General features: G+C 51.2%; 21 protein-coding genes and 1 pseudogene. 13 read left to right on the top strand and 9 right to left on the bottom strand.

Annotation, left to right across the window (positions count from 1 at the left end):
• Window positions 1-375 precede the first annotated feature (375 nt).
• Window positions 376-3,714: a ribonuclease E gene (gene rne / locus SBO83_RS02330; RefSeq protein ID WP_396130332.1), complete on the top strand. Its 3,339-nt coding sequence runs from the start codon at window positions 376-378 to the stop codon at window positions 3,712-3,714.
• Window positions 3,715-3,789: 75 nt separating this feature from the next.
• On the opposite strand, the gene SBO83_RS02325 is transcribed toward rne, so the two are convergent.
• Window positions 3,790-4,077, bottom strand: a complete 288-nt coding sequence (locus tag SBO83_RS02325) for an antibiotic biosynthesis monooxygenase (protein WP_396130331.1) — start codon at window positions 4,075-4,077, stop codon at window positions 3,790-3,792.
• A gap of 206 nt (window positions 4,078-4,283) precedes the next feature.
• Between SBO83_RS02325 and pyrC the strand changes: the two genes are divergently transcribed.
• The 5 genes from pyrC to SBO83_RS02300 all read left to right on the top strand — a co-directional run bounded on the left by pyrC (window position 4,284) and on the right by SBO83_RS02300 (window position 8,434).
• Window positions 4,284-5,333, top strand: coding sequence for a dihydroorotase (pyrC, locus tag SBO83_RS02320; protein WP_396130330.1), 1,050 nt, complete (start codon window positions 4,284-4,286; stop codon window positions 5,331-5,333).
• 117 nt (window positions 5,334-5,450) lie between these two features.
• Window positions 5,451-5,699 carry a DNA damage-inducible protein I gene (dinI, locus tag SBO83_RS02315; protein ID WP_353502557.1) on the top strand — a complete coding sequence of 83 codons (249 nt, stop codon included), beginning with the start codon at window positions 5,451-5,453 and terminating at the stop codon, window positions 5,697-5,699.
• 335 nt (window positions 5,700-6,034) lie between these two features.
• The gene (bssS, locus tag SBO83_RS02310) at window positions 6,035-6,289 is read left to right on the top strand and encodes a biofilm formation regulator BssS (protein WP_353502558.1); all 255 of its coding nucleotides are present in this window, start codon (window positions 6,035-6,037) and stop codon (window positions 6,287-6,289) included.
• A 180-nt stretch (window positions 6,290-6,469) separates the two neighbouring features.
• Window positions 6,470-7,588, top strand: a complete 1,119-nt coding sequence (gene solA / locus SBO83_RS02305; protein WP_396130329.1) for an N-methyl-L-tryptophan oxidase — start codon at window positions 6,470-6,472, stop codon at window positions 7,586-7,588.
• 195 nt (window positions 7,589-7,783) lie between these two features.
• On the top strand, window positions 7,784-8,434 hold the full coding sequence (locus tag SBO83_RS02300) for a LuxR C-terminal-related transcriptional regulator (RefSeq protein WP_353502560.1): 651 nt from the start codon (window positions 7,784-7,786) through the stop codon (window positions 8,432-8,434).
• 59 nt (window positions 8,435-8,493) lie between these two features.
• Here SBO83_RS02300 and SBO83_RS02295 read toward each other — a convergent pair whose 3' ends face one another.
• Complete coding sequence (locus SBO83_RS02295; RefSeq protein ID WP_396130328.1) at window positions 8,494-9,531, bottom strand: AI-2E family transporter; 1,038 nt, start codon at window positions 9,529-9,531, stop codon at window positions 8,494-8,496.
• Between the two features lie 410 nt (window positions 9,532-9,941).
• Between SBO83_RS02295 and SBO83_RS02290 the strand changes: the two genes are divergently transcribed.
• Both SBO83_RS02290 and SBO83_RS02285 read left to right on the top strand, forming a co-directional pair.
• Entirely contained in the window at window positions 9,942-10,502 is a 561-nt protein-coding gene (locus tag SBO83_RS02290; protein ID WP_396130327.1) for a cytochrome b/b6 domain-containing protein, read from the top strand.
• A gap of 24 nt (window positions 10,503-10,526) precedes the next feature.
• Window positions 10,527-11,105, top strand: coding sequence for a YceI family protein (locus tag SBO83_RS02285; protein ID WP_396130326.1), 579 nt, complete (start codon window positions 10,527-10,529; stop codon window positions 11,103-11,105).
• A gap of 71 nt (window positions 11,106-11,176) precedes the next feature.
• On the opposite strand, the gene trhO is transcribed toward SBO83_RS02285, so the two are convergent.
• A complete protein-coding gene (trhO, locus tag SBO83_RS02280) occupies window positions 11,177-12,232 on the bottom strand; it encodes an oxygen-dependent tRNA uridine(34) hydroxylase TrhO (protein WP_396130325.1) in 1,056 nt (351 codons plus the stop codon).
• 246 nt (window positions 12,233-12,478) lie between these two features.
• On the opposite strand from trhO, the gene SBO83_RS02275 reads away from it, so the two are divergent.
• From SBO83_RS02275 to mdtG, 3 genes are all read left to right on the top strand, one after another.
• Window positions 12,479-13,576, top strand: coding sequence for an NADH:flavin oxidoreductase/NADH oxidase (locus SBO83_RS02275; RefSeq protein WP_396130324.1), 1,098 nt, complete (start codon window positions 12,479-12,481; stop codon window positions 13,574-13,576).
• A 425-nt stretch (window positions 13,577-14,001) separates the two neighbouring features.
• Window positions 14,002-14,934 carry a Kdo(2)-lipid IV(A) acyltransferase gene (locus tag SBO83_RS02270; RefSeq protein ID WP_353502566.1) on the top strand — a complete coding sequence of 311 codons (933 nt, stop codon included), beginning with the start codon at window positions 14,002-14,004 and terminating at the stop codon, window positions 14,932-14,934.
• A gap of 272 nt (window positions 14,935-15,206) precedes the next feature.
• Window positions 15,207-16,445, top strand: coding sequence for a multidrug efflux MFS transporter MdtG (mdtG, locus tag SBO83_RS02265; protein ID WP_396130323.1), 1,239 nt, complete (start codon window positions 15,207-15,209; stop codon window positions 16,443-16,445).
• Window positions 16,446-16,536: 91 nt separating this feature from the next.
• Here the strand turns inward: mdtG and SBO83_RS02260 are convergent.
• A pseudogene (locus SBO83_RS02260) lies at window positions 16,537-16,638 on the bottom strand (glyoxalase); the annotation flags it as partial.
• Between the two features lie 216 nt (window positions 16,639-16,854).
• Here SBO83_RS02260 and SBO83_RS02255 point away from each other — a divergent pair.
• On the top strand, window positions 16,855-17,262 hold the full coding sequence (locus tag SBO83_RS02255; protein ID WP_353502569.1) for a MysB family protein: 408 nt from the start codon (window positions 16,855-16,857) through the stop codon (window positions 17,260-17,262).
• A gap of 16 nt (window positions 17,263-17,278) precedes the next feature.
• Here the strand turns inward: SBO83_RS02255 and SBO83_RS02250 are convergent, their stop codons facing one another.
• The 3 genes from SBO83_RS02250 to SBO83_RS02240 all read right to left on the bottom strand — a co-directional run bounded on the left by SBO83_RS02250 (window position 17,279) and on the right by SBO83_RS02240 (window position 21,747).
• Window positions 17,279-17,509: a YceK/YidQ family lipoprotein gene (locus SBO83_RS02250; RefSeq protein WP_396130918.1), complete on the bottom strand. Its 231-nt coding sequence runs from the start codon at window positions 17,507-17,509 to the stop codon at window positions 17,279-17,281.
• A 124-nt stretch (window positions 17,510-17,633) separates the two neighbouring features.
• Window positions 17,634-20,219, bottom strand: a complete 2,586-nt coding sequence (gene mdoH / locus SBO83_RS02245) for a glucans biosynthesis glucosyltransferase MdoH (protein ID WP_396130322.1) — start codon at window positions 20,217-20,219, stop codon at window positions 17,634-17,636.
• Window positions 20,212-21,747: a glucan biosynthesis protein gene (locus SBO83_RS02240; RefSeq protein ID WP_396130321.1), complete on the bottom strand. Its 1,536-nt coding sequence runs from the start codon at window positions 21,745-21,747 to the stop codon at window positions 20,212-20,214. Before SBO83_RS02240 ends, mdoH begins: the two co-directional genes overlap by 8 nt.
• Before the next feature lie 332 nt (window positions 21,748-22,079).
• Here SBO83_RS02240 and mdoC point away from each other — a divergent pair, with 332 nt between their 5' ends.
• A complete protein-coding gene (mdoC, locus tag SBO83_RS02235) occupies window positions 22,080-23,264 on the top strand; it encodes a glucans biosynthesis protein MdoC (RefSeq protein ID WP_396130320.1) in 1,185 nt (394 codons plus the stop codon).
• Window positions 23,265-23,356: 92 nt separating this feature from the next.
• On the opposite strand, the gene SBO83_RS02230 is transcribed toward mdoC, so the two are convergent.
• Window positions 23,357-24,394 carry an efflux RND transporter periplasmic adaptor subunit gene (locus SBO83_RS02230; protein WP_396130319.1) on the bottom strand — a complete coding sequence of 346 codons (1,038 nt, stop codon included), beginning with the start codon at window positions 24,392-24,394 and terminating at the stop codon, window positions 23,357-23,359.
• Between the two features lie 61 nt (window positions 24,395-24,455).
• Window positions 24,456-26,078: an MFS transporter gene (locus tag SBO83_RS02225; protein ID WP_396130318.1), complete on the bottom strand. Its 1,623-nt coding sequence runs from the start codon at window positions 26,076-26,078 to the stop codon at window positions 24,456-24,458.
• Window positions 26,079-26,314 lie beyond the last annotated feature (236 nt).

Genomic DNA, 26,314 nt, shown 5'->3' with positions numbered 1-26,314 from the left:
CCGCGTTCTTTTCCTTAAGTTAGGGAAAACGCAGGAATTATAGATTTGTCTGATCGAACAAAAGCGCAGCAATGGCGTAAGACGTAATGTGAAATCAAGCAATTAGCGGGCTGCGGATTGCAGCTTGGCCGGCAAATGGAATGAGATCTGTTAACCTAAATTCAGAAGCTATTCCCCTACTAAAAGTACTGCTTTCATAACGCTGGTATGGTTAATACGGCAAAAGCAGGCTTACCGAAATAATGCGCCCCTATGCAAGCGACAACCGTGAGGTTGACGACTTTGCGAGAAGACTCGGGGCCAACGGTTTATCCGGCCATGAGGTTATTTTGCCCGCAGCTCTGTCAATAATGCAAAAATAACGAGTAAGTTAAGATGAAAAGAATGTTGATAAACGCAACTCAGCAAGAAGAGTTGCGCGTTGCCCTTGTGGATGGACAGCGGCTCTATGATTTGGATATCGAAAGTCCGGGTCATGAACAGAAAAAAGCCAATATTTACAAGGGTAAAATCACCCGCATTGAACCAAGTCTGGAAGCGGCATTCGTTGATTATGGCGCTGAGCGACATGGTTTCCTCCCCCTCAAAGAAATTTCTCGCGAATACTTCCCTAGCAATTACTCCTCGCATGGCCGCCCAAACATCAAAGATGTTCTGCGCGAAGGTCAGGAAGTTATTGTTCAGGTAGATAAAGAAGAGCGTGGTAATAAAGGTGCAGCACTGACGACCTTCATCAGTCTGGCCGGTAGCTATTTAGTGTTAATGCCTAACAATCCTCGCGCTGGGGGTATTTCCCGCCGGATTGAAGGTGATGACCGAACTGAACTGAAAGAAGCGTTATCTTCGCTGCAACTGCCAGACGGCATGGGCCTCATCGTGCGTACCGCCGGTGTAGGTAAATCCGCTGAAGCACTCCAGTGGGATTTGACCTTCCGTCTCAAGCACTGGGACGCCATCAAAAAAGCCGCCGAAGGCCGCCCTGCTCCCTTCCTGATCCATCAGGAAAGCAACGTCATCGTGCGCGCATTCCGCGATTACCTGCGCCCAGACATTGGCGAAATCCTGATCGACAACCCTAAAATTCTCGATTTGGCTAAAGAGCATATCGCAGCCTTGGGTCGTCCAGATTTCAGCAGCAAAATTAAGCCTTACATCGGTGAAATCCCGCTGTTTAGCCATTACCAGATTGAATCTCAGATTGAATCTGCGTTCCAGCGTGAAGTGCGTCTCCCTTCCGGTGGTTCCATTGTTATCGACAGCACCGAAGCCCTGACCGCTATCGACATCAACTCCGCACGTGCAACGCGCGGCGGCGATATCGAAGAAACCGCATTCAACACCAACCTTGAAGCAGCAGACGAAATTGCTCGCCAATTGCGCCTGCGCGACTTGGGTGGCCTGATTGTTATCGACTTCATCGACATGACGCCAGTGCGCCATCAGCGTGAAGTTGAAAACCGTCTGCGTGATGCCGTTCGTCAAGACCGTGCTCGCATTCAGATTGGCCGTATCTCTCGCTTTGGTTTGCTGGAGATGTCGCGTCAGCGTCTCAGCCCTTCTCTGGGTGAGTCTACGCACCACATCTGTCCACGCTGTGCCGGTACCGGGACCATTCGTGATAACGAATCCCTGTCACTGTCGATTCTTCGTTTAATCGAAGAAGAAGCGTTGAAAGAAAACACCAAAGAAGTTCACGCCATTGTTCCAGTGCCGATTGCTTCGTATCTGTTGAACGAAAAACGTGAATCAGTCAATGCGATTGAAAAACGTCAAGGCGGCGTGCGCGCGGTGATCGTGCCTAACGATCAGATGCAAACACCTCACTATTCCGTACTTCGCGTACGTAAAGGTGAAGAGTCCTCGGTACTGAGCTACTTGCTGCCGCAGATTCATGAAGCAGAAATGCTGCAACCTTCTGAAGATATGCCTGCTGAGCGTAAACGCCCAGAGCAGCCTGCACTTGCCGCATTTGCTCTGCAAAGCGAAGCGCCGCCAAGCTCTTTTGACCGTCCTGAAGCCATTGAGCAGCCAGCAGCACCGACTCACCCAGCCTCTGTAGCAGCGCCTGCTGCCGCTAAGCCGGGTCTGGTCAGCCGCTTCTTTAGCGGGTTGAAAGGTCTGTTCGCCTCTGAGCCGCAGGCTGAAGCTAAGCCAGTTGAAGTAGCGAAAGTTGAACCTGAAACCACTGAGAACGAAAATCGCCGTAACGGTGATCGTCGTAACCAGCGTCGTCAGGGCAATGGTCGTCGCGATCGCAACGGTGAGCGCGGTGAGCGTGGCAACCGTGATAATCGCAGCGAAGGTCGCGAAAACAATCGTGATAACCGTGGCGAAGGCCGTGATAACCGCGAGAACAATCGCGAGCCGCGTGAAGATCAGCGTCGTAACCGTCGCAATCAAGAACCTGTCGTCGCCGCTGAAACCCGTAACGAAGAAGAAAACACCTCTTCTCGCGACGAGCAGCAGCAAGCTCCGCGCCGTGAGCGTGGCGATCGTTCACGTCGTCGTTCCGATGACAAACGCAAAAATACCCCAGAAGATAAAGTCCAAGAAGTTGTTGCTCAGGAAGTTGTCGCTAACGTTGTTGAAGAAACGGCTCAGGAAGATCGTCAGCCAACTCAACGTCGCCAGCGTCGTCAGCTTTCCCAGAAAGTACGCTTCGAGTCTGAAATCGATCATGAAGCTGAAGCAGCTGCCCAGCAGTTGATCACCGGCGTCATGCCAACGGTAACGCCAGCCGCGCAAGAAACACGCGCTGAGCCAGAAGTTGAGCAAACTGCGGCAGTCGAAACAGATGACAGTCAGAACGAAGGCGGCCGCGAAGGTGGTATGCCACGTCGCTCGCGTCGTTCACCTCGCCACCTTCGCGTCAGCGGTCAGCGTCGTCGCCGTTACCGTGATGAGCGTTACCCATCACAGTCACCGATGCCATTAGTGGGTGCGTTCGCTTCGCCAGAAATGGCATCTGGCAAAGTGTGGATCAGCTACCCAGTGGCTCAGGCCGCTGAACAGCAAGATGAACATGCAGCCGTGGTTGAGAAGGCCGAGACACTGACTAATCAGGTTGAAATTGCTCAGGAAAACACCCCTGCACCTGTCGTCACTGAAGTGGTTGAAGCGCAGAAACAACCTGCTGTTGAAACGCCAGTAGCAGAAGCACCAGCAGAAACTCAAGCTCCGGCAGTTGAAGAACCCGCGCCAGCAGTGGCTCCGGTTGAAGAAGTTGCTAAGCCTGAAGTAACAGAATCAGTGACTGCAGAACCAGAGGTTGTAGAGCAGCCTGTTGCTGACGAGCCAGTTTTGGTTGAAGCAGAAACTGCCGAGCCAGTTGAGCCAACGCCAGTGGTTGAAGTTAAACCTGAAGCTCAGCAGCCTGTTGTTGTTGAACCAGTGGCTGTAGCGAGTGAGCCAAAAGTTGAAGCCGTCCAGCCAGCAGAAGTTAAAGCTCCAGCTCCAGCTCCAGCTCCAGCTCCAGCTCCAGCTCCGGCTGAGGCTGAGGCAGTCACTACCGATGTGGTTGCTCCGCGCTTCAAACATCACGCTACCGCGCCAATGACCAAAGCGCCTGCTCCGGCTTATGTTCCAGAGCCTGCTCGTCAGAGTGACTGGGTGCGTCCAGAGTTCAACTTTGATGGCAAAGGTTCAGCGGGTGGCCATGCAGCAGTGACAACTGCAACGGCTCCGGCAACCAAGCCAGCAATGCCAACTGAGTAATAGGGCATTCTGGTCATAAAAAAACCCGCTTCGGCGGGTTTTTTATTGGTCCAGATTCACGAGCTAAGAAGTGAATTAGCCGATTTTTTTCAGACGCTTGATGTCCAAACGAGAAACCTTTTTCTCGATAAAGCGCGCAAAACCTACCAAGTGCTCAGTTTCATTGTGCTGGGACAGAGCTTCTTGCGTGGCCCAGCGTTCATAGAAAATAAAAGTCTCGGGATGGTCGATATCCTGGTGTAAATCATACTGAAGGCAGCCTAACTCCTGGCGGCTATGCTCGATCAACTGGTGCATAGCGTCCGTGACTTCTTTCAGAAATTCAGGCTTAGCGACGATGGTAGCAACGACTCTGACTTCCATAACTTCTCCTTTAGCAGTAGCCTTTAAATATGGATGAAGATGAGGATTAGTGAAACCCTGCCCCTACTATGGCCCTCTGTTTGCCTCAATTTCAATGTTAACTTTATTAAACAGATGCAACTGAACAGTTTTCAGCTTATCCTTGTTCCCCGCCGTTAATGCATCTGAAATTCACGTATTGCTTTTCAACGCCGGAGCCCTGCCTGATGACCGCAACACCGCAAGTTTTGAAAATTCGCCGCCCAGACGATTGGCATATTCATCTGCGCGATGATGAAATGCTCGCTACCGTTTTGCCTTATACCAGTGAAGTTTTTGCCCGCGCCATCGTCATGCCTAATCTGACACCGCCGGTCACCAGCGTTGCAGCCGCAGTGGCTTATCGCGATCGCATCAACGCGGCTATCCCTGCTGGTCACAACTTCACCCCCCTGATGACCTGCTATTTGACGGACTCTCTCGACCCGGAAGAAGTTGCTCGTGGTTTTCTGGAAGGCGTGTTTACCGCCGCCAAACTTTACCCGGCAAATGCAACCACCAACTCACAACACGGCGTGTCCAACGTTAAAGCGATTTACCCTATTTTCGAGCGTATGCAATCGATTGGCATGCCGCTGCTGATCCACGGTGAAGTAACGCATAGCGACGTAGACATTTTCGACCGCGAAGCGCGCTTTATCGATGAAGTGATGGATCCTATCCGCACCCACTTCCCTGAACTGAAGATTGTTTTTGAACACATCACCACTAAAGAAGCGGCTCAGTACGTGCTCAGTGGCAATGAGTATATTGGCGCGACTATCACCCCACAGCATCTAATGTTTAACCGCAATCACATGCTGGTTGGCGGCATCCGCCCTCACCTGTTCTGCTTGCCGATTTTGAAGCGTAACGTGCATCAGCAGGCCCTGCGCGACGTTATCGCCAGCGGCTCTAATCGCTTCTTCCTCGGCACCGACTCAGCACCTCATACCAAAGGCCGCAAAGAGTCGAGCTGTGGTTGCGCGGGCTGCTTTAACGCCCCTCTGGCAATCCCTGCCTATGCCACCGTGTTTGAAGAGATGAATGCCCTGCAGCATTTGGAAGCTTTCTGCTCTTTGAACGGCCCGCGTTTCTATGGCCTGCCAGTGAATGAAGATTTCATCGAAATCACAAAAGTCGCCGTGACCCAGCCGGAAGAAATTGCCTTGGGTGATGAGACGGTGGTTCCTTTCCTCGCCGGGCAGACCTTGCAGTGGAAAGTCACTTCTCATTAAGTGAAAGTGCCGCCAGATGGCAGTTTCTCGTCTGGCGGTGACATAAATCCATGTGCCCCTTGCTTACTGCATAATATGACTGTATAAATATACAGTCATATCAATTCAGGGGGTCATATGCGTGTTGAAGTCACAATCGATAAAACCAAACCTCTTCCAGCCGGTGCTCTAGAAGCGCTGTCAGGTGAATTTAGTAAACGGATAAACCAACAATTTTCCGACACCGACAACAAAGTTCAGGTTCGCTACGCTGGCTCTAATAACCTCTCCGTTATGGGTGCGCCGAAGACAGACCGCGATCGTATTGAAGAAATTCTGCAAGAAACCTGGGAAAGCGCCGACGAGTGGTTTTCCACGGATGAATAACGTCAGTGTCGCGATCCTGATTGATCGCTCAATCTTAATTGCGGCATTAAAGGATAAATAATAATTAGGTTGATATATAACCAGGCTCTCTAGAGCAGTTTTTACCGGGCGTCGCTGTCCGGTTTTTTTCATTTGCCTTATTTCTAAGATTATTCCCTGTTTTAATTGTTTTCGTCCGCTTTATTCATCTTTCATCACACTTTTTTTACTGTTAAAAACATTAATAGCCCCCAAAAGCCTCCTTAAGTGTTTATACTGGAATTGCTCACCAGATAATGAGCCGCATTGATCCTCGTTAGTTACTCATGCTAGTCACTACAAATTAAGGGGTCTATATGGACAGAAATGATGAAGTTATTCAAACACACCCACTTGTGGGCTGGGATATCAGTACCGTCGACTCTTACGATGCAATGATGATACGTCTTCATTACCTGTCTTCAAAAGACCAACCGGCAGAAGATGCCAAAGTAGACAGAACATTGTGGTTAACGACAGACGTAGCGCGACAACTGATTAACATTCTCGAAGCTGGTATAGAAAAGATTGAATCGAACGAGTACGAGTACATTGACCATCGCAAACACTAGTTTTCACCTACCACTCTAAAAGCACCCTCACATTGATGTCAGGGTGCTTTTTTTATGGCTCTCACCGCAACATGCGCACACTTAACCACACTGTCTGGCCGGAGTTAACTTGCCTTTCGGTGAGCTATCTCTCTATTATGCCCAACAATATTTTCTTAAAAATCATCAGAGGAAGCTGAAATGCAATACGACCTCATTATTGTCGGCAGCGGTTCTGTCGGTTCAGCGGCAGGGTACTATGCAACGCGCGCCGGTCTAAAAGTATTGATGATAGACAGCGCCATGCCGCCCCATCAGGAAGGCAGCCACCACGGCGAGACGCGAATTATCCGTCACGCCTATGGCGAAGGTGCGTGCTACGTGCCGATGGTGCTGCGCGCCCAGCAGCTGTGGGATGAGCTGGCAACGCTAAGTGGCGAGAAGATTTTTCATCGTAGCGGCGTAATTAACATAGGGCCGCTGGACTCAGAATTCATCAACAATGTAAAAAGCACCGCCGTTGATTATCAACTGAATACCCAGTCGATGAGCGCCGAGGAGATCAGGGCTAAATGGCCTCTGATTGCTATCTCCGACGAATACTGCGGTGTGTTTGAAAAGGATTCGGGCTATCTGCAAAGCGAGCTGGCCGTTGCCGCTTATATTCGCCTGGCGCGCGAGGCAGGCTGTGCACAACTGTTTAAATGCCCGGTGGAATCGATAAGCTACAATGAGGATGGCGGCGTTACGGTCACTACTCATGAAGGCAGCTATCGTGCGCCGCGCATTGCTTTAACGGCTGGCACCTGGATTAAAACCCTGCTGCCAGAGCTGCCTGTTAGCCCGGTGCGCAAGGTGTTTGCGTGGCACCACGCCGATGGCCGCTACAGCGAAGAGAATCACTTCCCGGCGTTTACTTTCCAGACCCTCACCGGTGACCAATACTATGGTTTCCCGGCGGTAAAAGATGCCCTGAAGCTGGGCAAACACAATGGCGGTCAGCCGATCGCTGGCCCTGAAGGGCGTAAACCCTTCGGGAGCATCGCCGCAGACGGCACAGAAGTGTTCAATTTCCTGCGCCACCACCTGCCAGGCGTCGGCGTTTGCCTTCACGGCGCTGCTTGCACCTATGACGTGACTGCCGATGAAGATTTCATTATTGATACCCTGCCTGAGCATGACAATACGCTTATCATCACAGGTTTGAGTGGCCATGGTTTTAAATTCGCCAGCGTATTAGGTGAAATCGTTGCCCAATTTGGTGCAAACCAAAAAACCGAGTTTGACTTTACGCCTTTCTCGCTTTCGCGTTTTAACTAAAATCACTCAACTATTTTTCGGTTTTAATAACCAGAAAATATCGTCAAAAGGCCATTCAGCTAGCAAGAATGGCCGTTAATCTTATCCCCAAGCGTTTTCGAATTGACACATTTGCCATTATGAATCTATCCTTCCAATAGCTATCACAGGAGTGGTGGTTGTCGCGCAACGATTGCGCATGGACAAGGACGTTTTATGAAAATATTAATTATTGAACCCTGCGGCTTTACCCGTCTCGGAATACACTCTTTCTTATTCAATAACAATCAGATAGAAATTCTCGACTTTGTGAGCATTGCCGATGCTATTCCTCACATGACGCAATTTAACCCTGAGCTGGTGCTGATTAATATCACCCAGCTTTGCCAAAACTCGAAATTCTCGACAGAAATAAAAACCTTCCTCGATCTTCTGCAAGATACGGCAATGTTTTGTTATCTGGATTCGCAATATCCTGTCACTAACCATCCGGTACACATCACTAACGATGTTTATATTCTTAATAAACAGCTTGTGACGACCTTGTTGAAAACCATCGCTGAAGGTAGCACCTATTATCCGCCTTATAACACTCGCTGTATCTTTAGCGAGCAAGAAATACTGGTGATGAATTACTGGATGTCGGAAATGCCCAATCACAAGATTGCGCGCAAGCTTGAGATCAGTAATAGAACGGTATATGTGCATAAACGCCATCTGGCGCAGAAAATTAAAGTGAGAAACAGGCTCGAGTTCTGTTTTGTGTATAATTTTATCAAATACCTTTTTTGGCCGATCAACGAATCAGCTCGCGCGCCTATCAGTCGGCAGATAAAAGACGAAATCCTGACGCTCTACAAACAATAAAACACCATAAAAAACAAAGAGAAAGACCTTTCTTTCTCTTTGTTTAGATCTCTTCAATTTTACTTGGCCGGCTTACCATCCCCGAGCAGTACAGCAATCTTATGCCCCGCTACCGTAGGTTCAAATGCAATCTTCAGCACAATGGTTAGCGGCACCGAAAGTAGCATTCCTACCGGTCCCATCAGCCAGCCCCAGAATATTAATGACATGAATACAACTAAAGTGGATAACCCCAAACCTTTTCCTAATATTCTCGGCTCAACAATATTGCCAATAATAAGATTTATCGCCAAATAACCGGCAATTAAGGTTATCCCCTCACTGACACCATTAAATAAAAAAGCCTGAATGATCGGCGGAATGGCGGCAATTATCGAACCAATGTTAGGGATATAATTTAATGCAAAGGCTAATAAGCCCCAGAGAAAAGCAAAACGTACTCCGAGCAAAGCCAGCAATGCCCAAATCGTTAACCCGGTGGCTATGCTAATTAACGTTTTGATCACCAGATAGCGCGTCACGCTGTCTAAAGCGCGTTGAATACTTCCCGCTCCCTGTGCTCTGTTTTCGGATAACTGATTTAACTTGTAGGGCAACTGCGGCACTTCAAGCAGCATAAATACGACGGTCATGACCAACAGGAAAACGCCCGCCATGGCATTAGAAAGATGAGTGATAAGGCGACTAATCAGGTTGATGGCATAGCCAGGATCAAAATACCCGGCCAGCGTTTCAAAGGAAAAACCCAGGCCATTAATCTGTAAAAGGCTCTGCAAATCTTCGAACTTCTGCGAAATCAGGCCACGGTATTGTGGCAGCGTGCGGCCAAAGTCATTGAGCGTCACAATCAGCATACTGGTAAGGAAAACCATCAGCATGACGACAATGGCCGCGACTAACAGAACGGCCAGAGGGCGTGGAAAACGAATTCGCTCCAGGCGAACAATCAGCGGGTTGAACACGAAAGCCAAAAACAGTGCCAGAATAAAAGGCACGATAATATCCGCCGCCGATTTGATCCCTGCGAAGATGATCACCAGCATGCCCATCATAATGGCGATCTTCAAACCCTTTACCGTCACCACGGACTTGGCCATTCATCTCTCCCTTTATTGCTTATATTGAGTCTCGTCACGCGATTAGCTGCTGATTTAATTAGTATGACTTATCTTCTTATGCCACTCCGGAATTTACATTTCAAAGAGTAGCATATCGCCAAATTAGCTATGCAAAACTAAAAAAGGAGGAAAAATTAGCGAAGAATGTGTTTTTTATATCAAATATATTGATATATAAATAACTTTACCAAGCCTTGCAAAACCTGACAAAAAGCCAACCTTATCTGAATACCTATATTTAACACTGCGCCATTGAATAAAAACCATGAATCTTATTCAAATATAAAGAACAAGTTTAAATAAGTTAAATAGATTGGGATTTATTATTGATTAAATGTTTCCACATGTTTATTTTCATTTAAAGGATGCTGCTTAATTAAGGAATTGCCGTGCAGTGGAAAAACACACCCGTTCAATTTGGCCATCTTTCCGTGCTGATGCATTGGCTGGTTGCTGTGGCTTTTTATGCCATGTTTGCCTTGGGGCTATGGATGGTCGGGCTGGGGTATTACGATGGTTGGTATCACCGTGCGCCCGAGCTGCATAAAAGCATCGGCGTCTGCGTTTTCGCGGTGATGGTCTTGCGTCTGGTTTGGCGTTGTCTCTCTCCGCCCCCTTCCCCGTTAAAAAGCTACAGCAAGGCAACACGCCTTGGTGCCTGGCTGGCCCACGTGGTGCTGTTTGTTGGCTTGTTCACCATTTTGATCAGTGGCTATCTCATTTCCACTGCCGAAGGTCAGCCCATTAGCGTCTTTGGCTGGTTTGAGATCCCCGCCACCCTGTTTGGTTTGAACCAGCAGGCAGACATCGCGGGCGTGATTCATCTCTGGGTGGCTTGGGGCATCGTCATTGTTTCTGTACTTCACGGCCTTGCGGCGCTTAAACATCATTTTATTGACCGGGACATCACCCTAACCCGCATGCTGGGGCAACGGCCGCGTTCCGATTAACTTGTTGGATAATGGAGGATCATCATGTTCAAAAAAACCACTCTGGGCTTAACGCTGGCGTCTTTGTTACTCGCTGCTGGTAGCGCAACGGCGGCTAACTATAAGATTGATAAAGAGGGGCAGCACGCCTTTATCGAGTTTCGTATCAAGCACTTGGGTTACAGCTGGCTGTACGGCAGCTTTAATGATTTCGACGGCGGTTTTACCTTCGATGAGAAAGACCCATCGGCTGACAAGGTGAATGTCACCATTAATACCACCAGCGTCTTCACCAACCATGCCGAGCGCGACAAGCATTTGCGCAGTGCCGAATTCCTTAATGTCACCAAGCACCCGCAGGCGACCTTCACCTCAACGTCGGTGACAAAAGAAGGTGATGGTCTGGCTGTCACTGGCGATTTAACGCTAAACGGCGTCACCAAGCCTGTGACTCTGCAAGCTAAGTTGCTCGGCCAGGGTAAAGATCCGTGGGGCGGCTACCGTGCAGGCTTTGAAGCGGCAGGGAACATCAAGCTGAAAGATTACGGCATCACGACCGATTTGGGACCGGCCTCGCAAGAAGTGGAGCTAATCATCTCGGTGGAAGGGGTTCAGGAGAAGTAATTTCGCCTGGCATTCTCGCTAAAAAAAGGGCCTGTATCTGATACAGGCCCTTTTCACTTCATACTGGCAAATTACTGTTTTTCAGGTGCCGGAATGTGCATGGTGGTCTGCAAAAGACCTTTGGACTTATTGAAGACTTTAATACCATTTTCCCGCCCGGCTCGCAGTGCACGCTGTTCTTCTAGCGGCAATTTCAGCTCGGTCTGGCACATTTCGCTACAGCATCCCTCAAACTTGGCCGCGCAGCTGGGGCACTGGATGAACAGCAGATGGCAGCCGTCGTTAAGGCAGTTGGTGTGGCTGTCGCACTCGGCGCCGCACTGGTGGCAGTGGGCAATGACGTCGTCTGAAATGCGCTCGCCCATGCGTTCGTCAAACACAAAGTTCTTACCTTTGAATTTGACCGGCAGGCCCTGCTCTTTGGCACGACGGGCGTACTCGATGATGCCACCTTCAACATGATAAACATTTTTAAAACCGTTATGCATCATATAAGCACTGGCTTTTTCGCAGCGAATGCCGCCGGTGCAGTACATGACGATTTTCTTCTCTTTATCTTCTTTCAGCATGTCCACCGCCATCGGCAGTTGGTCGCGGAAAGTGTCTGAAGGTACTTCAATCGCCTTGTCAAAATGGCCCACTTCATATTCGTAGTGGTTACGCATGTCGACAAACAGCGCGTCGGGGTCGTCAATCATCGCGTTGACTTCTTCGGCTTTGAGATATTTCCCGACGTTCGACGGGTCAAAGGTATCGTCCTCAATGCCGTCAGCCACGATGCGATCGCGCACTTTAAGACGCAGAACCCAGAAGGATTTGCCATCGTCTTCCAAAGCGATATTCAAACGAATCTGGTCCAATGCAGGATGGCTAGCGAAAAGCGCGGTTTTGAACGCTTCGAACTGATTGTTTGGCACGCTGATTTGCGCGTTGATCCCTTCGTGTGCCACATAGATTCGACCAAAGACATTAAGTTTGGTCAGGCAGACGTAGAGCATGTCGCGGAAGGCTTTTGGGTCTTCGAGGTGGAAGTATTTATAAAAAGAAACCGTGGTACGCGGCTCAGTTTCAGCCAACATGCGCGCCTTCAGTTCCTCGTTAGAAATTCGGTTATGTAACACTGGCATGGTGTACTTTCCTGTCTTTCGAGGTTAATGCTTAGTTAATCAGCGGGGCTGGTAATGGGCCACAGCACCACTTTTCGAGCGGCAACATCATACATTAAACCAACATTTTCGACATCTTCCGTTGCAAAATTTCGGTTAAAAGGTTGAGGAAAGGCGGCAAGTGCTAAGGCAAAGCGCGGGAAATGGGATAATCTCAAATGAGTTAGGGTGAATTCTCAGCCATTAAACCAAGATAATGAGGAAACTATGAGTAAGCTTTTCCAACCCATCTCGCTAGGTAATCTGACATTAGCTAACCGCATTATCATTGCCCCGATGTGCCAATACTCTTCTGATAACGGCAAGGCAACAACCTGGCATCATGCTCATCTTGGGCAGCTCTCTTTCTCCGGCGCGGGGTTGCTTATCCTCGAAGCCACCGCGGTAGAAGCCATTGGCGGCATCTCGCCCCAAGATTTAGGTTTGTGGGATGACGAAACCGAAGCCGCCATGAAAGATCTGGTCGCTTCCCTTCGCGATAACAGCGACATTCCTCTCGGCTTACAGCTGGGCCACGCCGGACGCAAGGCCTCCTGCCACGTGCCGTGGAAAGGTGGCAAGCAGCTGACGAGGGAAGAAGGCGGCTGGCAGACCATAGCTCCTTCTGCCATACCCTTCGCAGATACCGATGCCACGCCAGAAGCCATTTCGTTAGAACGCATTGCCCAGCTGAAAGCGGCTTATGTGGAATCCGCTAAAAGAGCTGACCGCCTGGGCTTTGACCTGCTGGAGCTGCACGGCGCGCATGGCTATCTGCTGCACCAGTTCCTGTCGCCACTCTCCAACCAGCGCACCGATAACTACGGCGGCTCGCTGGAAAACCGTATGCGCCTGCTGCTTGAAATCTATCAGGAAATTCGTCAGGCCTTTTCTGCCGACAAGCCTATCGGCGTGCGTATTTCCGCCACGGACTGGGTTGAAGGTGGCTGGGACTTAGAGCAGTCGGTGGTGCTGGCGAAAGAGCTAGAAAAGCTGGGTTGCAGCTATATTCACGTCTCCAGCGGCGGCCTGAGTCCGCAGCAGAAAATCACCATTGGCCCGAATTACCAAGTGCCCTTTGCCGAGCGCATCAAGCAGGAAGTCAGCACGCCGGTGATCGCCGTAGGGCTGATAACGGAGCCAGATCAGGCCGAAGCTATTGTTGGCACAGGTCAGGCGGATATGGTGGCTCTGGCACGCGGAATTCTCTATAACCCGCGCTGGCCGTGGCACGCCGCGGCTAAACTTGGCGCAAAAGTTTCAGCACCGAAGCAATATTGGCGCAGCGAGCCGCACAATGTTAAAGGGTTATTCTGGTCAGAATAATCAGAGTTTAAGCGCATTATTATTAATAAGAGGGGCAACGCAAGTTGCCCTTTTTTATTGTAAAAACCAGCACGCCTTCAATTTGTGTTAATTCAGCCTTTTTTAAATCAAATTTTATGACGTGGAAAATTGACAAAATAGCGATGTCTGCCGATATTCAAACGATCTTAACCGTACGATGATTCTGGGCTTGCTCACAAAAGCGGCGCCCTTTGCGCTATTGATAGGCAGATAGCTAACAAATGAACTATTCATGCCGTTAATTTTCACCTGAAACCTAAAAAATGCCACAATACGTCACTTCGCTTAAGGGAATGACTCGCAGCGGCTATGAAAGCCGGGTTGTGGTGTGTTTTCTGTGGCTGGCTACTGCATATAGACAGAGCTTATATCTTCTTACTTCGACACATTGACGCAGAGATTTTATGACTCAGGTACCGACCTTTACACGTTCACTACTGCATCCACGTTATTGGATAACATGGCTAGGATTAGGCCTGCTTTACCTGCTGGTGCTTCTGCCGTACCCGGTGATTTATCGCCTGGGTACCGGGCTAGGCCGTTTTTCTATGCGTTTTTTAAGACGACGCTTTAATATTGCCCAACGCAATCTCGAACTCTGCTTCCCAGAAATGAGCCCTGAACAGCGCGACCATATGGTGCTGAAGAATTTTGAATCCGTGGGGATGGGGCTGTTTGAAACGGGCATGGCGTGGTTCTGGCCAGACCGGCGTATTGAACGCTGGTTCAAAGTCAGCGGGCTTGAGCACATCCAGAAAGCGCGAGACAACCAGCAAGGCGTATTGCTGATCGGCGTCCACTTCCTGACGCTGGAACTCGGCGCGCGCATCTTCGGCATCCATAATCCGGGGGTTGGGGTCTATCGCCCGCACGATAACAAACTGATGGATTGGATCCAGACTAAAGGCCGCATGCGCTCCAATAAAGCGATGATCGACCGCAAAGACCTGAAAGGCATGATCCGCAGCCTGAAACAGGGTGACATCATCTGGTACGCGCCGGACCACGACTACGGCCCGCGCAGCAGCGTCTTCGTGCCCTTCTTCGCCGTGGACAAAGCCGCGACCACCACCGGGACTTACCTGCTGGCTCGCATGGGTAAACCGGCGATCATCCCGTTCACGCCGCGCCGTTTGGAAAACGGTAAGGGCTATGAGTTACTTCTTCATCCGGCAGTTGAAAACTTCCCGCTGGAAGATGAAGTGGTCGCTGCGGCTTATATGAATAAAGTGGTTGAGGATGAGATTCGCCTCGCGCCTGAGCAGTACATGTGGCTGCACCGTCGCTTTAAAACCCGTCCAGAGGGTGAACCTTCTTTATATCAAGCTCTCGAATAATGCCTGCGTTTTGCCGCCCAAGGTGCACTGCCTTGGGCTTTCCCAGCCCTGCCTCCTGCCCTCTGCGTAATACTTATCTCGCTAATCATTGATCTTTTGCAATGCAGCAAAATTCTTAAACCGGTATTTTATTTTCTGCGTTAACTTTTCCGTAACATCATTGATGTGACTGATTAATAGGCGCATAATTATCACCCTAACGCATGATAGTTAATCCGCTCTGGCACTCGCCCGACAGCTCAGAGCCAATGGACCTTTCATATCGGTAATTTATGACATCGGAACCCGCAGCAGAAACGGCACCAGACCCTATAAATTGGAAGCGAAATCTCTTCGTTGCTTGGATAGGATGTTTCCTGACTGGCGCAGCATTCAGTCTGATCATGCCCTTCCTGCCCCTGTACGTTGAAACCCTCGGTGTAACTGGCCATGAATCCCTGAACATGTGGTCCGGCCTGGTTTTCAGCATTACGTTCCTGTTCTCCGCCATCGCCTCACCCTTCTGGGGCAGCCTGGCTGACCGTAAAGGTCGTAAAATCATGCTGTTGCGCTCTGCCCTCGGCATGGCGATTGTGATGGCCTTGATGGGTCTGGCAACCAATATTTGGCAGTTTCTGGTGTTACGTGCTCTGCTCGGCCTGCTCGGCGGCTTTGTGCCCAACGCCAACGCGCTGATTGCTACTCAAATCCCCCGCAATAAAAGTGGCTGGGCGCTAGGGACTTTATCCACGGGCGCGGTTAGCGGCGCTTTGATTGGCCCACTGGTCGGCGGGCTGCTGGCCGACAGCTACGGGCTTCGCCCGGTGTTCTTCATCACCGCCTTCGTGCTTTTCCTGTGCTTTATCATGACGTTGTACTTCATTCGCGAACAGTTTATGCCGGTTAACAAGAAGGATATGCTGAATCGCAAACAGGTTTTCGCCTCGCTGAAAAATCCCAAGTTAGTGCTATGCCTGTTCATTACCACCATGATTATTCAGGTGGCGACGGGGTCGATTGCGCCAATCTTGACGCTGTACGTCCGCGAACTGGCGGGGAACACGCAGAACCTGGCCTTTATCAGCGGCATGATTGCCTCGGTGCCGGGCGTGGCGGCGCTGATGAGTGCGCCAAGGCTGGGTAAGCTGGGGGATAGGATTGGCCCGGAGAAAATTCTGGTGGCCATGCTGGGCGTGTCGGTGCTGCTTCTCATTCCGATGGCCTTTGTGCAGAACCCGCTGCAACTGGGGATCCTGCGCTTTATGCTTGGCGCGGCTGACGGGGCGCTGCTGCCTGCGGTGCAAACTTTGCTTATCTATAACTGTACTAATCAGGTCGCCGGGCGAGTGTTCAGCTATAACCAGTCGTTCCGCGACGTGGGTAACGTGACCGGCCCGCTACTAGGTGCCGCCGTCTCCGCAAGCTACGGCTTCCGCACGGTGTTTTGCGTCACTGCCGTGGTGGTGCTTTTTAACGCCGTTTACTCCTACTGGAGCCTGCAACGCCGCCAACGCGAAGTGACGGCGGAGTAAATCAGACCGTCCAGTCGCGCCGCGCCAAGACCACGCGATAACCGTCAGCATCTTCAAAGGTGCTGCCGGTTTCATCCGAATTTTCAAACTACCCTAACAGCTCAAACCCCAACCCCTGCTGATACATCTGCGCGATGATCCGAATATTGTCGGTGGGGCGAGCAATGCGCAAAACGGCCTGCCGTGAAATCATGAGCGCCAATCTCCTTGTGGGTGAAGTGGTCTGAAAAAAGCAAAAAACGGTTAATTTCTGCGTTATTAGCCGGTGAAAACTTGCAACCTCAGCCATAGCGTCAACAATTAGTGAGTTAGAAAACACACAGAATTTTATAACTCAGCCGTTAGCGCCTAATAACTAACGCATTAAACATTATCCACCATCCTCATTAAAGCAACTCAGGAGAAAAAGATGAGCATGTATGCAACCTTAGAAGAAGCCGTTGATGCCGCCCGAGAAGTGTTTCTTGAGGCTGCGCGAGACGCCACCGATAACGATGAAGAGGCGATCCCTGAACAGTTCAACCTGCAAAAGTATGTGATGCAGGACGGCGATATCATGTGGGAAGCTGAGTTCTTTACCCGCGATGGCGATGCCGTTGAGAGCACCAATTTCCGCAGCGGCGAGGCGGCTCAGGCTATTTTTGATGGCGACTACGACGCGCAAGAGCTGGAGGAGGAGTGGCTGGACGAAGGTACGCTCTACGAATGGGACGAAGGTGAATATCAGTATGAGCCGCCCTTAGATACCGAAGAGGGCAAAGCCGCGGCCGATGAGTGGGATGATGAGGATGATTACCCGGGCAAGGATATAGACTAACGCCCGAAGCAATCCCTCACTCATATGGCCCGTGGCGGGCGTCAATCGGCAGCATGAAGGTGTCGACAATCATCGACAGCGGAACGTCGATAATAGTGACATAGCGCCACGGGCCGTCTCGCACGTCCCACTGCACGCCCGGATAATATTGATTACCGTGCCCCTGCCCCGGAACGGTTCGGCTGATAATGCTGCCGCAGCCTGTCAGGGTAACGACCAGCGCCCCGAGGGCGACAGCGCGTAGCATTGAATGTCTTGTCACACCCTTCCCCGCTGATAAAAAACCACTCATAAAAAAGGCAGGATGCTGATGCATCCTGCCTTTTATCTCTCTCACCGTTGTGCTTTACAACAGCGTTAACTCAAGGCATTTAGACCGGCTTGGCTTCCAGAGTCTGTGTCTCAGGGAAAGCCTGAACGTTACGCGGCAGCTCGCTGTAGTAGGCGCTCCACGCGTGTTGATCAGGTTGAGTCCAGACCGCAGAGTGCAGGCGTGCCATGATCACCGGGTCACTCAGCAGGACCAGACGGTCTGCTTTACTCAAGGCTTTCGGCCCGGTGTTGAATGCCTGCTCCAGACGATACTGACGGCCATTCTCAATGCTTGGGCGCAGCAGGTGACGCGAGGTCGCCATGGCCGTTGCCAGTGCATTGAAGCTTGGGTCAAATACCGCGTGCATGAAGCCGTTTTTCAGCGAACGAGAACGGTTCAGCATCAGGTATTCGTCAGTCGCCACCAGCTCGCGTGGCGGGTTGTACTCTTCAGGGATCAAGAACAGTTTGGCTTTCTTGCTCTTAATACCCAGCGTTGCACGACTCGACAGCACCGAAACGAACGGCGACAGAATCAGGGAGAAGACGATTGGCGCCAACCACCACAGGAAGCGCAGGTCCAGCCACGCCATCCCGCCAGCCCACACGGCACCCAACAGCAGTTGCGAACCGTGGCGCTTGAAGGCTTCGCCCCAAGGAGTGTCGTCATCATCACGCTGTGGAGAGTTCCACACCACTTCCCAACCCAAGAACGCGCTCACCACGAAGACGGTGTGGAACAGCATGCGCACTGGAGCCAGCAAGACGGAGAACAGCATCTCAAGCAGCATAGAGAAGAACAGACGAATGCCGCCGCCATACTCTTTCGCGCCCTTGGCCCAAATCAGCACAATACTCAGCAATTTAGGTAAGAACAGCAGCACCAACGTGGTGGAGAACAGGGCTATCGCCAGCTCAGGACGCCATTGCGGCCAGACCGGGAACAGCTGCCTTGGCTGCAGGAAGTATTGCGGCTCCATCAGTGTATGCACCACTTGCAGCGCGGTAGATAGCGCCAGGAACATAAACCACAGCGGAGCAGACAGGTAGGACATCACGCCCGTCAGGAACACCGCGCGGTGCACCGGGTGCATGCCTTTAACTAAGAACAGACGGAAGTTCATCAGGTTACCGTGACACCAGCGGCGGTCGCGTTTCAGCTCGTCCAGCAGGTTCGGTGGCAACTCTTCATAACTGCCCGGCAGGTCATAAGCAATCCACACGCCCCAACCCGCGCGACGCATCAAGGCAGCTTCGACGAAGTCATGGGACATGATAGAACCCGCGAAGGAACCTTCACCCGGCAGCGGCGCAAGGGCGCAGTGCTCAATGAAAGGTTTCACGCGGATAATGGCATTGTGGCCCCAGTAGTGAGACTCACCCAACTGCCAGAAATGCAGGCCAGCGGTGAACAGCGGGCCGTAAACGCGAGTGGCAAACTGCTGACAGCGCGCGTACAGCGTATCCATGCCAGACGCCTTAGGGGCAGACTGGATAATACCGGCGTTCGGGTTGGCGTCCATCAGACGCGCCAGGCCCGTCAGACATTCGCCACTCATGACGCTGTCGGCGTCGAGAATAACCATGTAGGCATATTCCCCGCCCCAGCGACGGCACCAGTCATCGATGTTACCGCTTTTACGTTTTACACGGCGGCGACGGCGACGATAGAAGATGCGGCCATGGCCATCAACGTCGCGACACACTTCCATCCACGCCTTTTGCTCGGCCACGCAGATATCCGGGTCGTAACTGTCACTCAGGACGTAGATGTCGAACTGGTCGAGATCGCCGGTAGCTTTCACGGATTCATAAGTCGCACGTAAGCCCGCGAATACGCGTTCTACGTCTTCATTACAAATCGGCATGATAAGCGCGGTGCGATTGTTCGGGTTCAGCGGCTCATTACCGGTCGTCGAGGCGGTAATACTGTATTTATCGCGCCCGATCAGCAGCTGTAAGAAGCCCATCAGCGCGGTCCAGAAGCCCGCCGAAACCCAACAGAACAGGATGGCGAACAGCACCAGAATCCCGGTCTGCAAGACATAAGGCAGCAACTGTAAGACGGATTGCAACCAGTCTTGATTCAACATATCTGCGGGGTCGATGAGCGCCCAGCCCTGATATGGCAAGATGGTTTTCATGTACCAGGTGGCGATGGCGGTTTGTACCAGCATCAACACCAGCAGAATGTAGCGACGCACTGAACCGGCGTGACGCCATCTTTTTTCCGACTCTGGCATTTCAGATGAGCCGTCGCGACGGGAAACGGTGCTGCGCCCCCGCAGACTGTCCCAGAAACGCCCTACCGGGTTGGTACGCCAAACATCAGGGAACATGCTGGAACGCTTCACCGGCGGCATGGCATTCAAAATGGTGCGGCCTTCGTTGTCTACTTCAGACAAGCTGCCGTTTTCCATGGCGTCTGGCCAGCTTCCTGCCACACGCGTCTTAACGGAAAGCAGAGGGGCATCAGCGTCGGAAACGTCAGTAGTCATCGTTGATTCACCGCCGATTAGGCGGTGAACGGTAGCAAAGGCTTCTCCCTCGGAAGGAGGGAGTTGCTGAATTAGCGCCGCTTTCTGCTCTTCAGAGAGCGGCAAAGCCTTCACGTAATCTTGAGTAGAATGCGTTGACTTATTCATTGGCAGGCAGCTGATAGCTCCAAGTTTCACTCAGTGTTTTCTCGCCATTAACCAGAGAAGCGCGCATTTCGATTGGCTTCTTAGGATCTTTCACTTTCAGGCGCAGCGTTAAACGCCAGCCTTTAGTTACTGGATTATAGCGGACATTATTTTCTACCAGATCACCGTTGTCACCGACACTCACCTGCGAAGCGACCGGGGTGTCATCTTTCAGCGCTTTCAGGTTAGGGCCGACAAAGTCCACCAGGAACGCCACGCTACCGTCTGCATCACGTGTCAGGTTGGACTGCTTAACGTCCCCCGTTGAACGCATGGTGCGCTGTACCCACGCCAGATCAGGAGAGTGCAATTTCTCTTCTTCACGGCTGAAGTGCAGGCGATAGTTCAGATCTAAAGGTTTACCCACTTCTGGCAATTGATCCGGAGTCCAGAAAGCCACGATGTTGTCATTGGTTTCATCGGCAGTTGGAATTTCCACCAGCTCGATTTTGCCTTTGCCCCAATCGCCTTTGGTTTCTACCCAGCCACTTGGACGCAGATCGTAACGATCGTCTAAATCCTCGAAGTTGGAGAAGTCACGGCCGCGTTGCAGCAGACCAAAGCCTTTTGGATTTTCCATGGTGAACTGACTCACGGACAGGTGTTTTGGATTATTCAGCGGACGCCAAATCCATTCACCATTGCCGGCTTGAATTGAAAGACCGTTGGAGTCATGCAGCGCTGGGCGGTAGTTCATCACCGGCGAAGGCTGGTTAGCACCAAACAAGTACATGCTGGTCAGCGGAGCAATACCCAGTTTGCCGACTTTGTCGCGCAGGTAAACTTTGGATTGCACGTCAACGGTCGCTTCTTTACCCGGATAAACGTCGAGGCGATAAGCACCGGTTGCACGAGGAGAGTCGAGCAAGGCGTAAATGACTAAGTGCTTTTCATCTGGATTTGGGCGCTCAATCCAGAACTCACGGAAGCGAGGGAATTCTTCACCAGAGGCCAGCGCGGTGTCGATAGCCAAGCCGCGGGCAGACAGGCCATACACCTGACCTTTACCAATAACGCGGAAATAGCTGGCACCCAGCACGCTCATGATTTCATCATCTTTATCCGCTTTATTAATTGGATAAAGTACTTTGAAACCGGCAAAGCCGAGGTTTTTGACCGTGTCAGCATCATGCTTCACATTGCCAAAATTGAAATAGTCGGGATTGTATTTAATCTCTTTAACGGTATTGGCCGTCACTTCATTGATTTTCACCGGAGTGTCGAAGTACATCCCCTGATGATAGAACTCAAGCTTGAAAGGCGTGTTCTGGTTTTTCCAGTACGCTTTATCATGGTTGAATTGAATTTGTTGATAATCCGCAAATTTCAAATCACGGAATTGAGACGGCAGGTTGCTTTTGGGAGCTTCATAGCCCTTGTCAGCTAACGCTTTTGCTTGTTTAGCTACATCATCAATAGAAAAAGCCCATGCAGATGAAGAAATCATGGACATCAACACTGCGGCACTCAGCAAACGGACTTTAGTCATACGTGGCCCTTTGGAAAAATTTTTACCCGGCACATCCCCTCCTTTACGTGCGCTTAACTCATTCAGTCTATTTTAATTGAACTGTCAGGTTTCCGACAACATGAGAGATTGATGGTTCATCCCATTGATGAACCGTTTAAGCACACAACGGCACAAGGATATCAATTCGTTGAAACTCCGGCTATGGAAACTTGTCCGATAACATAGTAGGTTCTTCCTTTGACGAATATTAAGCTAATGTAAGGATCGAAAACTTTTTCTTACCAGTCTCTAATTACCTGTTCGCGATTTAAGCACTAAAATCAGGATAAGCTTCATACAACGGATACGTAATGAAACCACAAACTCAACAGCGCGAGTTCTTTTTGGACTCTATCCGAGCCTATTTGATGCTGCTCGGCATTCCATTCCATATATCATTGATTTACTCCAGCCACATCTGGGCAGTAAACAGTGCTGTGCCGTCGGATGGACTGACCATATTTAATGACTTTATTCACGCCTTCAGAATGCAGGTGTTCTTTGTCATTTCGGGCTATTTCTCCTACATGCTCTACGAGCGCTATGACTCGCAGAAGTGGCTGAAGGTCCGCCTTGAGCGCGTGGCAATCCCGCTGGCCGCGGCTTTCCCGCTGATCACCCTGCCGCAGCTCTACTTCCTGATGAAATTTACCGACAAGTTCTCTAACTGGGATCAGTTGGGTCTGTACCAGAAAATTAATATCACGGTATGGGAAATGGTTTCTCATTTGTGGTTCTTATTGACGCTGGTAATACTGACCAGCATCTGCTTTTACTTATTTAAATCGATTAAACAAATTAAGAATAATCGTATTTCCGCCATTAAAAACAAAACCAATAGTTTAGGAAAACTCTCAATTATATTTTTAATTATTGGCTTTATTTACGCGGCTTTTAATCGTGCAATTTATATTTTCGCCCCGGACCTGCTCTCTAATGGCGCATTCAATTTCGTGGTGATGCAAACACTGTTCTATCTGCCATTTTTCGTGATCGGCGCCTTTGCCTTCAAGTTTACCTGGCTAAAAGAGTTGTTCATCAAGCCGTCGGGATGGGCCGGCGTGGTCAGCCTGTTCCTGTTTGTGGCCTACATGTTTAACCAACACGTCAACACGCCGCAGCTTTACTCGATGGAACTTGATGCCATTATCACCTCACTGCTGGGCATTTTGATGGTCAACGTGGTGTTCTCCTTCAGCCACTATGTCCTGAACTTCCAGTCGCCGTGGATAACCTATTTGGTGAACTCTTCCCTGTTCATCTATCTGGTTCACCACCCGCTGACGCTGATTTATGGCGCATTTATCACGCCGAAAATCAATAACGACTGGGTAGGCTTCCTGCTGGGGCTGGTGTTTGTCTTCGGTATCGCCTTTATGCTGTATGAGATCCACAAACGCATTCCGATCCTGCGTTTCTTGTTCTCCGGCAAGCCGCAGACCATGCATGAGAAAAGTGGCCATGGCCCCACCCCGCCGCAGAAACAGCATTCGTAATCACTCAGTTGACTAAGTGACGCCACAAAAAAGGCGGCAGTGAAATGAATTCGCTGCCGCCTTTTTCTGAGGGATCTTTAAGATAAAACCTGTTAGCCCTTTGCCGCCGTATTGATGGTTGGTATCACTGACATACCAACCTTAAGCCGCTCTAAATCCTTTTGGCCCTGATCTAACAGGATTTTCACCGCCACCCGCTGAACCACTTTGGTGTAATTTCCCGTGGCGTTATCTGGCGCTATCGGCGAGAAAGTCACGCCGGTTGCCGGAGAGATGCTATCAACCTTGCCGGAAAACACCACGCCCGGCAGTGCATCCACCTTGATACTGACCCTCTGATTTGGCATAACGTCGGCTAACTGCGTTTCAAGGTAGTTGGCAATAACAAAGGCCTGATGCAGCGGGACCACCGCCAGCACGCGCGTCCCGGCACTGACATAGCCACCCACCCGCACTGAACGCTGGCCGACGGTGCCGTCAATCGGCGCTTTAATTTGGGTATAGCTTAGATTCAACTTGGCCTGCGCCAACTGGCTTTTGGCGGAATCAATCGCGGCCTGAGCCTGCGCCTGTCCGGCCTTTAATACGTCAATCTGCTTTTCCGCCGCCTGAGACGCCGCTACGTCGCTCTGCTGCTGGGCGACTTTAGCGCGATAATTGGCATCCGACTGGTCACGCTGATCGGCCGTGCCTGAGCCATTTTGCAGCAATCGCTGGTAGCGTTCAGCGCTTTGGCGGGCATACACCAGATTGGCGTTATCCGCATTCACCTGCGCCTTGGTTTGCAGGATGGTTTGCTGCTGCTGGGCCAGTTGCGCGGTAAAACTCAGCAGCTGGGCGCTGGCCGTTTCTAGATTAGCCTGAGCACTGAGCACAGCATTGCGATAGTCGCCGTCGTCAATCACCGCCAGCACCTGTCCGGCTTTTACCTGCTGGTTATCCGCCACCAGCACCTGCGAAATGGTGCCAGAGATGCGCGGCGCGACCAGCGTGGAGTCTGCCGAGACAAAGGCGTCATCGGTTTCTGGCTCGCCCTGACGGCTCAATACCCAGAATGCGGCGATCACCACCAGCACGATGATGGCGAAGGCCAGCAGCCAAACGGGGCGAATTGCAGATTTCTTGATCATTTTAATTTCTCTCGCGCATAATTTTTTGCAATAAATCAGTCATTTAATAATTTCTTCGGCCTTACGTCTGCTTCATCACTGACTGTGGCGGATAAGTTCGCTTAGCAACCACAAACGTCAGCAGGGCTAGCCCTACAGCGACCGCAATAAAGGCCAGATAGGTGTCAGACAAGGCCAGCACTTGGGTTTGGTGCCTGACCTGTACGGCAAACTGCTGCATGAGTTCAGGTGACACCGCCGAACCGTCTTGATTCAGCGGCGCGAGGTGGCTGCCCGCCCCGTCATAAGGCTGGGAGAGTAAATAGCTATTGCTGCCGACGTGGTTGAGCAAAATATTGGAGTGCAGCTGTTGGCGATGGCTGAGGAAGGTTTCCATCATGGCGCCGGCAAAAATACTGCCCATGGCGCGGGTGACGTTGAACATCGCCGAGGCAAATGGCCCTTCCATCGGCTGCACCACGCTGGTCGCCCCCATCAGGATCGGCATGACCGCCATCGGCTGACCAAAGGCCTGCATCGCCTGAATGAGATAGAAGTTGTCGCGCGACCAGTCCGACGTCAGTTGGCTTCCCCAGTAGCAAGAAACCGCGAGCAGCGTCAGGCCGGCGGCCAAAATCCAGCGGCTATCAACCCAGCGCATGTTCAAAACGGCGGCGACAAGAGGGGCAAGTAACAGCTGGGGCAGGCCCACGCTGAGAGCCAAAGGCCCAAACTGCACTGCGCGGAAACCCTCAACCTGCGCCATATAGCCAGACGGAATAGCCGAGCCGGACAAAAACAGCAGCATCAGGCCAAACAGCGTCAGCAGACCGTGGGAAAGATTGTGGCGACGCAGCATCTGCAATTTGAATAGTGGCAGCGGGTGATACCACTCGTTAGCCGCGAACAGCGTCAACAGGACCACTGCTGAGAAAAACATCAGGGTAATCAACGGGGAATTGAACCAGTCCAGCCGCTCTCCCTGTTGCAGAGTCAGTACTAGCAAGGCCAGCCCGCTGCATCCAGTTAGCATGCCGATGGCATCAATCTGCTTGAATCTTTCCAGACGGATCGGGTCCTGCGGCAGTCCATAGCCAATCATAAAAATACCCAGCACGCAGGGTGGAACGATCTGCCAGAAAACAAATTGCCAACCCACGGAGTCCGTCCACAGCGCCGCTAACGACGTGGCGACATTCGGCCCGAAGGTGGCGGTCAGGGCATAGGCGCTCAGGCCATATAATTTAAAGTGTGGCGGCAGAAAACGCAGTGCGACGGTCATCAGCAAAGGCGGCAAAGCCCCGCCAAAGGCGCCTTGGACCACGCGCAGTGCAATGAAAATCGGCAAATTCGGGGCAAAAGGGATGATAATCGCGATCAGCACAAAGCCCGCGGTGGTCGCCATTGCAAAGCGGCGAATGGAAAAGGTCATCGCCAGCCAGGGGGCTACCAGCATGGCCGCGACCTCGGCCGCCTGATAGCTGCCAATCAGCCACGAGCCCTGATCGCTGCTGATGCTCAATGCGCCGCGCACGTCTGCCAGCGCGATATCCGTCACGCGATCGTTCAATCCTGAACATAGTGACGCAATCAGCACGCCTACCATTCCAATGATCAGACGCAGGGTAAAAGGTTGGGCAACGGGAGGCGCAGGTGGCGGCGACACGCCGGGCACAGGCCCGTTCATTAACATCGTCTGACTCATGTTTACGCGTTTACTCCGCGATGTGATCCATCGGTAAGGGATTAATTTTTCTGTAAAATACCCTGACTGATGGGAAGTGTTGGCAGGTGAAAAGTTATATTTATCACAGCGCGTTATAGGTGCTGCGCTTTTTAATGATGCACTGCATCGCAATGTGATACAGCGAGAAAATACTATAATACGGGACACTGTATTGCAATGTGATTAACGTTGTTTTCTCCGCGCCCAGCCATTAC

The sequence above is a fragment of the Ewingella allii genome (assembly GCF_044430645.1).
Taxonomy (GTDB): domain Bacteria; phylum Pseudomonadota; class Gammaproteobacteria; order Enterobacterales; family Enterobacteriaceae; genus Ewingella; species Ewingella allii.
This window is presented reverse-complemented; position numbering and strand designations above follow the sequence as displayed.

Bases quoted from the DNA above. Each gene is read 5' to 3' on its own strand.
- pyrC (WP_396130330.1), top strand. From the start codon at position 4,284: ATGACCGCAACACCGCAAGTTTTGAAAATTCGCCGCCCAGACGATTGG.
- SBO83_RS02285 (WP_396130326.1), top strand. From the start codon at position 10,527: ATGTTCAAAAAAACCACTCTGGGCTTAACGCTGGCGTCTTTGTTACTC.
- mdoC (WP_396130320.1), top strand. From the start codon at position 22,080: ATGAAACCACAAACTCAACAGCGCGAGTTCTTTTTGGACTCTATCCGA.
- mdoH (WP_396130322.1), bottom strand. From the start codon at position 20,219: ATGAATAAGTCAACGCATTCTACTCAAGATTACGTGAAGGCTTTGCCG.
- dinI (WP_353502557.1), top strand. From the start codon at position 5,451: ATGCGTGTTGAAGTCACAATCGATAAAACCAAACCTCTTCCAGCCGGT.
- SBO83_RS02225 (WP_396130318.1), bottom strand. From the start codon at position 26,078: ATGAGTCAGACGATGTTAATGAACGGGCCTGTGCCCGGCGTGTCGCCG.
- SBO83_RS02275 (WP_396130324.1), top strand. From the start codon at position 12,479: ATGAGTAAGCTTTTCCAACCCATCTCGCTAGGTAATCTGACATTAGCT.
- SBO83_RS02325 (WP_396130331.1), bottom strand. From the start codon at position 4,077: ATGGAAGTCAGAGTCGTTGCTACCATCGTCGCTAAGCCTGAATTTCTG.
- solA (WP_396130329.1), top strand. From the start codon at position 6,470: ATGCAATACGACCTCATTATTGTCGGCAGCGGTTCTGTCGGTTCAGCG.
- SBO83_RS02230 (WP_396130319.1), bottom strand. From the start codon at position 24,394: ATGATCAAGAAATCTGCAATTCGCCCCGTTTGGCTGCTGGCCTTCGCC.
- SBO83_RS02250 (WP_396130918.1), bottom strand. From the start codon at position 17,509: ATGCTACGCGCTGTCGCCCTCGGGGCGCTGGTCGTTACCCTGACAGGC.
- SBO83_RS02270 (WP_353502566.1), top strand. From the start codon at position 14,002: ATGACTCAGGTACCGACCTTTACACGTTCACTACTGCATCCACGTTAT.
- bssS (WP_353502558.1), top strand. From the start codon at position 6,035: ATGGACAGAAATGATGAAGTTATTCAAACACACCCACTTGTGGGCTGG.
- SBO83_RS02240 (WP_396130321.1), bottom strand. From the start codon at position 21,747: ATGACTAAAGTCCGTTTGCTGAGTGCCGCAGTGTTGATGTCCATGATT.
- mdtG (WP_396130323.1), top strand. From the start codon at position 15,207: ATGACATCGGAACCCGCAGCAGAAACGGCACCAGACCCTATAAATTGG.
- SBO83_RS02255 (WP_353502569.1), top strand. From the start codon at position 16,855: ATGAGCATGTATGCAACCTTAGAAGAAGCCGTTGATGCCGCCCGAGAA.
- SBO83_RS02295 (WP_396130328.1), bottom strand. From the start codon at position 9,531: ATGGCCAAGTCCGTGGTGACGGTAAAGGGTTTGAAGATCGCCATTATG.
- trhO (WP_396130325.1), bottom strand. From the start codon at position 12,232: ATGCCAGTGTTACATAACCGAATTTCTAACGAGGAACTGAAGGCGCGC.
- rne (WP_396130332.1), top strand. From the start codon at position 376: ATGAAAAGAATGTTGATAAACGCAACTCAGCAAGAAGAGTTGCGCGTT.
- SBO83_RS02300 (WP_353502560.1), top strand. From the start codon at position 7,784: ATGAAAATATTAATTATTGAACCCTGCGGCTTTACCCGTCTCGGAATA.